The sequence below is a fragment of the Kitasatospora sp. NPDC127121 genome (assembly GCF_042677305.1).
Lineage (GTDB): Bacteria > Actinomycetota > Actinomycetes > Streptomycetales > Streptomycetaceae > Kitasatospora.
On the sequence record NZ_JBHXTQ010000024.1, the window covers coordinates 85,498 to 92,026 of the forward strand.

Annotated in this window: 8 protein-coding genes; 3 read left to right on the plus strand and 5 right to left on the minus strand. The window is 70.6% G+C overall.

The features are described from left to right. Positions 1-53: 53 nt before the first annotated feature. The 4 genes from rplI to rpsF form a co-directional block, all read right to left on the minus strand. Complete coding sequence (gene rplI, locus ACFVHI_RS15030; protein WP_063348488.1) at positions 54-500, minus strand: 50S ribosomal protein L9; 447 nt, start codon at positions 498-500, stop codon at positions 54-56. A 17-nt stretch (positions 501-517) separates the two neighbouring features. Further along, positions 518-754 (minus strand): 30S ribosomal protein S18, encoded by a 237-nt coding sequence (gene rpsR, locus ACFVHI_RS15035; RefSeq protein ID WP_030304537.1) that lies wholly within the window; start codon positions 752-754, stop codon positions 518-520. Between the two features lie 80 nt (positions 755-834). Continuing rightward, the gene (locus ACFVHI_RS15040) at positions 835-1,455 is read right to left on the minus strand and encodes a single-stranded DNA-binding protein (protein WP_063348487.1); all 621 of its coding nucleotides are present in this window, start codon (positions 1,453-1,455) and stop codon (positions 835-837) included. Between the two features lie 96 nt (positions 1,456-1,551). After that, positions 1,552-1,842 carry a 30S ribosomal protein S6 gene (gene rpsF / locus ACFVHI_RS15045; RefSeq protein ID WP_063348486.1) on the minus strand — a complete coding sequence of 97 codons (291 nt, stop codon included), beginning with the start codon at positions 1,840-1,842 and terminating at the stop codon, positions 1,552-1,554. Between the two features lie 315 nt (positions 1,843-2,157). Between rpsF and ACFVHI_RS15050 the strand changes: the two genes are divergently transcribed. From ACFVHI_RS15050 to ACFVHI_RS15060, 3 genes are all read left to right on the plus strand, one after another. Then, positions 2,158-2,457 carry a hypothetical protein gene (locus tag ACFVHI_RS15050; protein WP_063348485.1) on the plus strand — a complete coding sequence of 100 codons (300 nt, stop codon included), beginning with the start codon at positions 2,158-2,160 and terminating at the stop codon, positions 2,455-2,457. 177 nt (positions 2,458-2,634) lie between these two features. After that, positions 2,635-3,753: a peptidoglycan bridge formation glycyltransferase FemA/FemB family protein gene (locus tag ACFVHI_RS15055; RefSeq protein WP_063348484.1), complete on the plus strand. Its 1,119-nt coding sequence runs from the start codon at positions 2,635-2,637 to the stop codon at positions 3,751-3,753. 13 nt (positions 3,754-3,766) lie between these two features. Further along, positions 3,767-4,801, plus strand: a complete 1,035-nt coding sequence (locus ACFVHI_RS15060) for an alanine racemase (protein ID WP_063348483.1) — start codon at positions 3,767-3,769, stop codon at positions 4,799-4,801. Positions 4,802-4,832: 31 nt separating this feature from the next. Here the strand turns inward: ACFVHI_RS15060 and ACFVHI_RS15065 are convergent, their stop codons facing one another. Further along, a complete protein-coding gene (locus tag ACFVHI_RS15065; protein ID WP_380339158.1) occupies positions 4,833-6,410 on the minus strand; it encodes a glycosyltransferase family 87 protein in 1,578 nt (525 codons plus the stop codon). Between the last annotated feature and the right edge of the window lie 119 nt (positions 6,411-6,529).

A 6,529-nucleotide genomic window follows, 5' to 3' on the forward strand; every position in this document is an offset into this window, starting at 1 on the left:
ACCGAGGGCCGGACTCCCGGAGGAGTCCGGCCCTCAGGCCACTGCTACGGAACTCAGGCAGCGACGACGGCGACGTCGAGGTTGGCCTGGACGTCGGCGTGCAGCTTGACCGAGACCTTGTGGGTGCCCACGGTCTTGATCGGCGAGGCGATCGCGACGGCGCGCTTGTCCACGGCCGGGCCGCCGGCGGCCTTGATGGCCTCCACGACGTCGGCCTGGGTCACCGAACCGAACAGACGGCCGGCGTCACCCGAGCGAACGGCCAGCTTGACCTGGACGCCCTCGAGCTTGCCCTTGACCTCGTTGGCGGCCTCAAGGGTCTGGATCTCGTGGATCTTGCGGGCGCGACGGATCGCGTCGACGTCCTTCTGGCCGCCCTTGGTCCAGCGGATGGCGTAGCCACGCGGAACCAGGTAGTTGCGGGCGTAGCCGTCCTTGACCTCGACGACCTCGCCGGCGGAGCCGAGACCCGGCACCTCGTGCGTGAGGATGATCTTCATTACTTGGTCACCCTCTCTTAGCGCGCGGTGCTGGTGTAGGGCAGCAGCGCCATCTCACGGCTGTTCTTCACGGCCGTGGCGACGTCACGCTGGTGCTGGGTGCAGTTGCCGGTGACCCGGCGGGCACGGATCTTGCCACGGTCGGAGATGAACTTCCGCAGCAGGTTCGTGTCCTTGTAGTCAACGTAGTTGACCTTGTCCTTGCAGAAGACGCAAACCTTCTTCTTCGGCTTGCGAGCAGGCGGCTTCGCCATTGTGTGCTCCATTTGGGGTTCACGGCCCGGCCGGCGTCCTCAGGACGCCGGCGGCCGGGCCGCACGAAATCTGTCAGCTCTTAGAACGGAGGCTCTTCCGAGAAGCCGCCACCGGACGGGGCACCCCAGCTGCCGCCGCCCTGCTGGCCGCCGGACGGAGTGCTGGACGCCCACGGGTCGTCGGAGGGGCCGGACTGGCCGCCGCCGCCGGAGTTTCCACCCCAGCTGCCGCCGCCGCCCTGCTGGCCGCCACCGCCGCCCCAACCGCCCTGCTGGCCACCGCCGCCGCCCTGCTGGCCGCCGAAGCCGCCACCAGAGCCGCCGGGGCCACCGGACCGGTTGGCCCGGGTGACCTTCGCGGTCGCCGAGCGCAGGCTCGGGCCGACCTCGTCGACCTCGACCTCGAAGACCGTCCGCTTCTCGCCTTCCTTGGTCTCGTAAGACCGCTGGCGCAGTCGGCCCTGCACGATGACGCGCATGCCGCGCTGCAGCGACTCGGCCACGTTCTCCGCCGGCTGCCGCCAGACGTTGCACGTGAGGAAGAGGCTCTCGCCGTCCTTCCACTCGTTCGTCTGACGGTCGAAGGTGCGGGGGGTGGACGCGATACGGAACTTCGCGACCGCCGCACCCGACGGGGTGAAGCGCAGCTCGGGGTCGTCGACGAGATTGCCGACGAGGGTGATGACGGTCTCGCCTGCCATGGTGGTGATGACCTCTCGGGAAGATGTCCGTTCACCGCTGTTTCACGTGAAACAGCGGACGCGAGCTACCCGAGACCCGAAGGCCTCAGAGGTGGCTCAGTGGGTGTCCGGGCGCAGGACCTTGGTCCGCAGAACCGACTCGCTCAGGCCCATCTGGCGGTCGAGCTCCTTGACGACCTCAGGCGTGGCCTTCAGGTCGATGACCGAGTAGATGCCCTCGGACTGCTTGTTGATCTCGTAAGCCAGACGGCGACGACCCCAGGTGTCGACCTTCTCCACCTTGCCGCCGGCGTTCCGGACGACGGTGAGGAAGTTCTCGATCAGGGGGGAGACAGCGCGCTCCTCGACCGAGGGGTCGAGGATGACCATCACCTCGTAGTGACGCATGGGTAACCCACCTCCTTTGGACTCAACGGCCACGGTCTCTCCGTGGCAGGAGGGTTGTGCAGCGTCGGCACCGGAGCAGTGACGACACCGGCCACCGTAGCGGCCGGGTCCGACAATCGGGCCCCGCTCACCCGACAGGGTGGTCGCCCGGAAGAGAGCGCAAGGGGGCACAACTACACCAGTGCAGACGGCACAGCCTACCCGCACCCGGACGGCCGAACAAAACGCATAGGGGTTGTGAGACCGGCCCAACCGCCGCAATCTGGACGGAACGGGATTCCTGCCCGTTCGTCTCCACGCCAGGAGGTGGGACTCATGGCCCAGTCCGTCCACCGCATGCCCGCGCTCACACTGAACACCGACGGCCACCCGCACCCCCGCGAGAACGCCCTGGTGGGCCTCACCGCCGTGCTGGGCGTGATCGCCTTCACCACCTCGTTCTTCCACAACCTGCACCTGCTGACCTCGTGGACCGGCCTGTTCGGGATCATCACGGGGCTGCTCGGCATGTTCGTCTCGGTCACCACGGCCGAGCGCTTCGTGCTGATGATCACGCTCGGCGCCTCCGCCATCGGCTTCTACCTCGGCATCGCCCGCGGCGGCCTCTGGGGCTGAGCCGCCCCGGTCGCACCGTTCCGGAACCCTCGGCGCCCCCGTGGCGTATCTGCAAGGAGACAGGTACGCGACGGGGGCGCCGTCGCGCCCGCAGCGGCGGGCGCCCGGGCCCCGGACGATAGGGTCAGCCCGAGAACCTGGGCCCACCGCAGCCCGACCGACGAGGAGCACCGAGCAATGAGCCTGCGCCTGAGGACGATCACCCGCGAGGAGCACCTCGCCTTCATCAGGAGCCGCGCCTCGGCCAGCCACATGCAGGTGCCGTCGTGGGGCGACGTGAAGGCCGAGTGGCGCTCGGAGTCGATCGGCTGGTTCGACGAGGCCAACCAGCTCGTCGGCGCCGGCCTGGTGCTCTACCGGCAGCTGCCCAAGCTCAAGCGCTACCTTGCCTACCTGCCCGAGGGCCCGGTCATCGACTGGTTCGACCGGGACCTCGACCGCTGGCTCTCCCCGATGCTCGCCCACCTCAAGTCGCAGGGCGCGTTCTCGGTCAAGATGGGCCCGCCGATCGTCATCCGCCGCTGGAACGCCCCCACCATCAAGGAGGCCATCGCCGGCAAGCAGGCCAAGCGCCTGCGCGACGTCGAGGCCGACTGGTACGAGGCGCGCGCCTTCGAGGTGGCCGACCGGCTGCGCAAGGCCGGCTGGCTGCAGGGCGAGGACGGCGGCGCCGGCTTCGGCGACGTCCAGCCGCGCTACGTGTTCCAGGTGCCGCTGGCCAACCGCTCGCTGGACGACATCCACAAGAACTTCAACCAGCTCTGGCGCCGCAACATCAAGAAGGCCGAGAAGAGCGGCGTCGAGGTGTACCAGGGCGGCTACGACGAGCTGCCGATCTTCCACCAGCTCTACCTGGTGACCGCCGAGCGCGACAAGTTCACCCCGCGCCCGCTGTCCTACTTCCAGCGGATGTGGAAGGCCCTCACCGCCGAGGACCAGAACCGGATGCGGCTCTACATCGCCTACCACGACGGCGAGCCGCTGGCCGCGACCACGATGCTGGTGGTCGGCGAGCACGTCTGGTACTCCTACGGCGCCTCGGCCAACCACAAGCGCGAGGTCAAGCCGTCCAACGCGATCCAGTGGCGGATGATGCGCGACTCCTACGCGCTCGGCGGCGGCGTGTACGACCTGCGCGGCATCAGCGACACCCTGGACGAGAACGACCACCTGTTCGGCCTGATCCAGTTCAAGGTCGGCACCGGCGGCCAGGCCGCCGAGTACCTCGGCGAGTGGGACTTCCCGCTCAACAAGCTGCTGCACAAGGCCCTCGACCTCTACATGTCCCGCCGCTGAGGAGGCTGACCCGATGACGCTGTCGCTCTACCTCGACACCGAACGCTGGCGCACCCACCAGCGCTCCGTCCTCGCCGAGTTCCCCGGCCTGGTGCCGGTCGCCAAGGGGAACGGCTACGGCCTGGGCAACCACCGGCTGGCCGAGGAGGCGACGCTGCTGGGCACCGGTGTGCTGGCCGTCGGCACCGCGTACGAGGCGGCCGACGCCGCCGAGTGGTACGGCGGCGAGCTGCTGGTGCTCACCCCGTACCGGGTCGGCGAGGAGGCGCTGCCGCTGCCGCACGCCCGGGTGATCCGGACGGTGGCGAACCTGGACGCGCTGCGGGCGCTGCGCGGCGCCCGGGTGGTGGTGGAGTGCATGACCTCCATGCGCCGCCACGGGGTGAGCGCCGCCGACCTCACGGCCGTCGCCGCCGAGCTGGACGGCGTCGCCTTCGAGGGCCTGGCGCTGCACCTGCCGATGGACCGGCCGGACGGCTCCAGCCCGACCGAGGAGGTCGTCCACTGGGTGGACACCGCCCGGGCGGCCGGGGTGCCGGTGCACACCGTGTACGTCAGCCACCTCGGCGCGGCCGGCATGGAGCAGTTGGCCCAGCGCTACCCGGACATCGTCTTCCGGGCCCGGATCGGCACCCGGCTCTGGCTGGGCGACCACGGCGCGCTGGAGGTCCGGGCCACGGTGCTGGACGTCACCCCGGTGAAGAAGGGCGACCGCTACGGCTACCGCCAGCACCCGGCGCCGGCCGACGGCCACATCGTGGTGGTGGCCGGCGGCACCGCGCACGGCATCGGCCTGGAGGCGCCCAAGTACGTGCAGACCATGGCCTCCCGGGCCAAGGGCATCGCCCGGGCCGGCCTGGCGACCGTCAACAAGACCAAGTCGCCGTTCCACTGGGCCGGCAAGCAGCTCTGGTTCGCCGAGCCGCCGCACATGCAGGTCTCACTGCTGTTCCTGGACGGCGAGACCAAGCCCCCCGCGATCGGCGAGGAGCTCGGCCTCCAGGTCCGGCACACCACCACGCACTTCGACCGCGTGGTGGACCGCTAGGCCCTGTCCGGCCCTAGAACGACTGAAGCGCCTACGCCTTCTCGGCCGGCTCCGGCAGTTCCGGCTCGTCCAGCCACTGCTCGGAGCCGGCCGGCGCGTATCCGGCGTAGCTCTCCTCCTCGCGCAGCGTCCGGGCGGTGCCGAGCACGAACACGTCCGGGGCCCGGTCGAGCACCCCGCCGGACGGGTCGTCGCTGCCGTCCCAGCGCACCGGGTCGCGGTCCGGCTGCAGGGCGTCGCGGACCACCATGACCACCAGGTAGAGCGTGCCCAGCAGGTGCAGCACGACCGCGAAGTGGTACCAGGCCTCGCCGATCCCGTGCTGCTTGGGCCCGGTGACGAAGCCCAGGTGGGACCAGATGCCCAGGGTGTACAGCACCTCGCAGGCCTGCCAGATCAGGAAGTCCCGCCAGCGCGGCCGGGCCAGCACCGCGAGCGGCAGCAGCCAGAGCGCGTACTGCGGCGAGTACACCTTGTTGACCAGCACGAACAGGGCGACCACCAGGAAGGCCAGCTGCGCGAAGCGCGGGCGGCGGGGCGCCGTGAAGCCGAGCCACGCTATGGCCAGGCAGCCGAGGACCATCAGCACGCCGATGTAGAGGTCGAGGTCGGCCAGCCCCGTGCCCCGGCTCTGCATCAGGATCAGCCAGAACGAGCCGTAGTCCTCGGCGCGGTGCTTGCTGAACACGTAGAAGGTCGACCAGCCCTGCCAGTTGGCCGCCATGATCGGCAGGTTGACCAGCAGCCAGGAGCCGGCCGCGCCGGCCAGCATCACCCGGAACTCGCGCCACTTCCCGGCCCGCCAGCAGAGCACCAGCAGGGGGCCGAGCAGCAGCACCGGGTAGAGCTTGGCCGCGGTGGCCAGGCCGATGAAGACACCCGCCCAGCCGGGCCGGGAGCCGGACCACCAGGCCATCGCCACGGCGGCCAGCGCGACCGCGAGGAGGTCCCAGTTGACCGTGCCGTTCAGCAGCAGGACGGGCGCGAGCGCGAACAGCAGGGCGTCCCAGGGGCGGCGGCGGTGGGTGCGCGAGAGCGCCACCACGGCGACCACCGCGCAGGCCATCAGCAGCCCCGCGTTGATCGCCCAGAACCACCGCTCCTGGTCCTGCGAGGTGCCGGCGCCGGGCGTCAGCCAGGCCGCGACCTGCATGAACAGGCCGGTCAGCACCGGGTATTCGAGGTACTGCAGATCCCCCGAGGTGCCCGGGATGCGGTCCACGTACGGGTGCAGCCCGGCCGAGAAGCCGCGGCCGGAGAACAGGTGCGGGATGTCGCTGTAGCAGGCGTGGATGTACTGCGGCGAACCCGGCTGGAACCAGGCCTGGTTGTAGCAGGGCGCCTTCTGCACCATGCCGAGCACCGAGATCACGATCACCGCCAGCGCCAGGAAGCGCGCCGGGATCCACCAGGAGACGCCCAGCAGCGCCCGGCGGCCCGGCGGGCCGCCGATCACCTCGCTGCCGGCCGCCGCCACCGGGTCCTCGTCGGCCGGGACGACCACGGTGTTGACCGGCGGCGCGGCCGTGGCGACGGCCGGCCCGACCGGCCCTGCGGCGTCGCCGGGCCCGGCCGGCCCTGCGGATTCGTCACGATCGCTCGACGTCATGCCGGACATCCTGCCGCACCGGCCCCACCGGGACGAGGAGGACCCCGCAACGGGCCCGGCCTCCGTCGCCCGGCGGCACGGCGAATCATGACGAAACGGCGGTGGCGGCCCTCCGGAGA

What these genes read in the sequence shown, in the direction of transcription:
- rplI (WP_063348488.1), bottom strand. Translation starts at nt 500, where the DNA reads ATGAAGATCATCCTCACGCACGAGGTGCCGGGTCTCGGCTCCGCCGGC.
- rpsR (WP_030304537.1), bottom strand. Translation starts at nt 754, where the DNA reads ATGGCGAAGCCGCCTGCTCGCAAGCCGAAGAAGAAGGTTTGCGTCTTC.
- ACFVHI_RS15040 (WP_063348487.1), bottom strand. Translation starts at nt 1,455, where the DNA reads ATGGCAGGCGAGACCGTCATCACCCTCGTCGGCAATCTCGTCGACGAC.
- rpsF (WP_063348486.1), bottom strand. Translation starts at nt 1,842, where the DNA reads ATGCGTCACTACGAGGTGATGGTCATCCTCGACCCCTCGGTCGAGGAG.
- ACFVHI_RS15050 (WP_063348485.1), top strand. Translation starts at nt 2,158, where the DNA reads ATGGCCCAGTCCGTCCACCGCATGCCCGCGCTCACACTGAACACCGAC.
- ACFVHI_RS15055 (WP_063348484.1), top strand. Translation starts at nt 2,635, where the DNA reads ATGAGCCTGCGCCTGAGGACGATCACCCGCGAGGAGCACCTCGCCTTC.
- ACFVHI_RS15060 (WP_063348483.1), top strand. Translation starts at nt 3,767, where the DNA reads ATGACGCTGTCGCTCTACCTCGACACCGAACGCTGGCGCACCCACCAG.
- ACFVHI_RS15065 (WP_380339158.1), bottom strand. Translation starts at nt 6,410, where the DNA reads ATGACGTCGAGCGATCGTGACGAATCCGCAGGGCCGGCCGGGCCCGGC.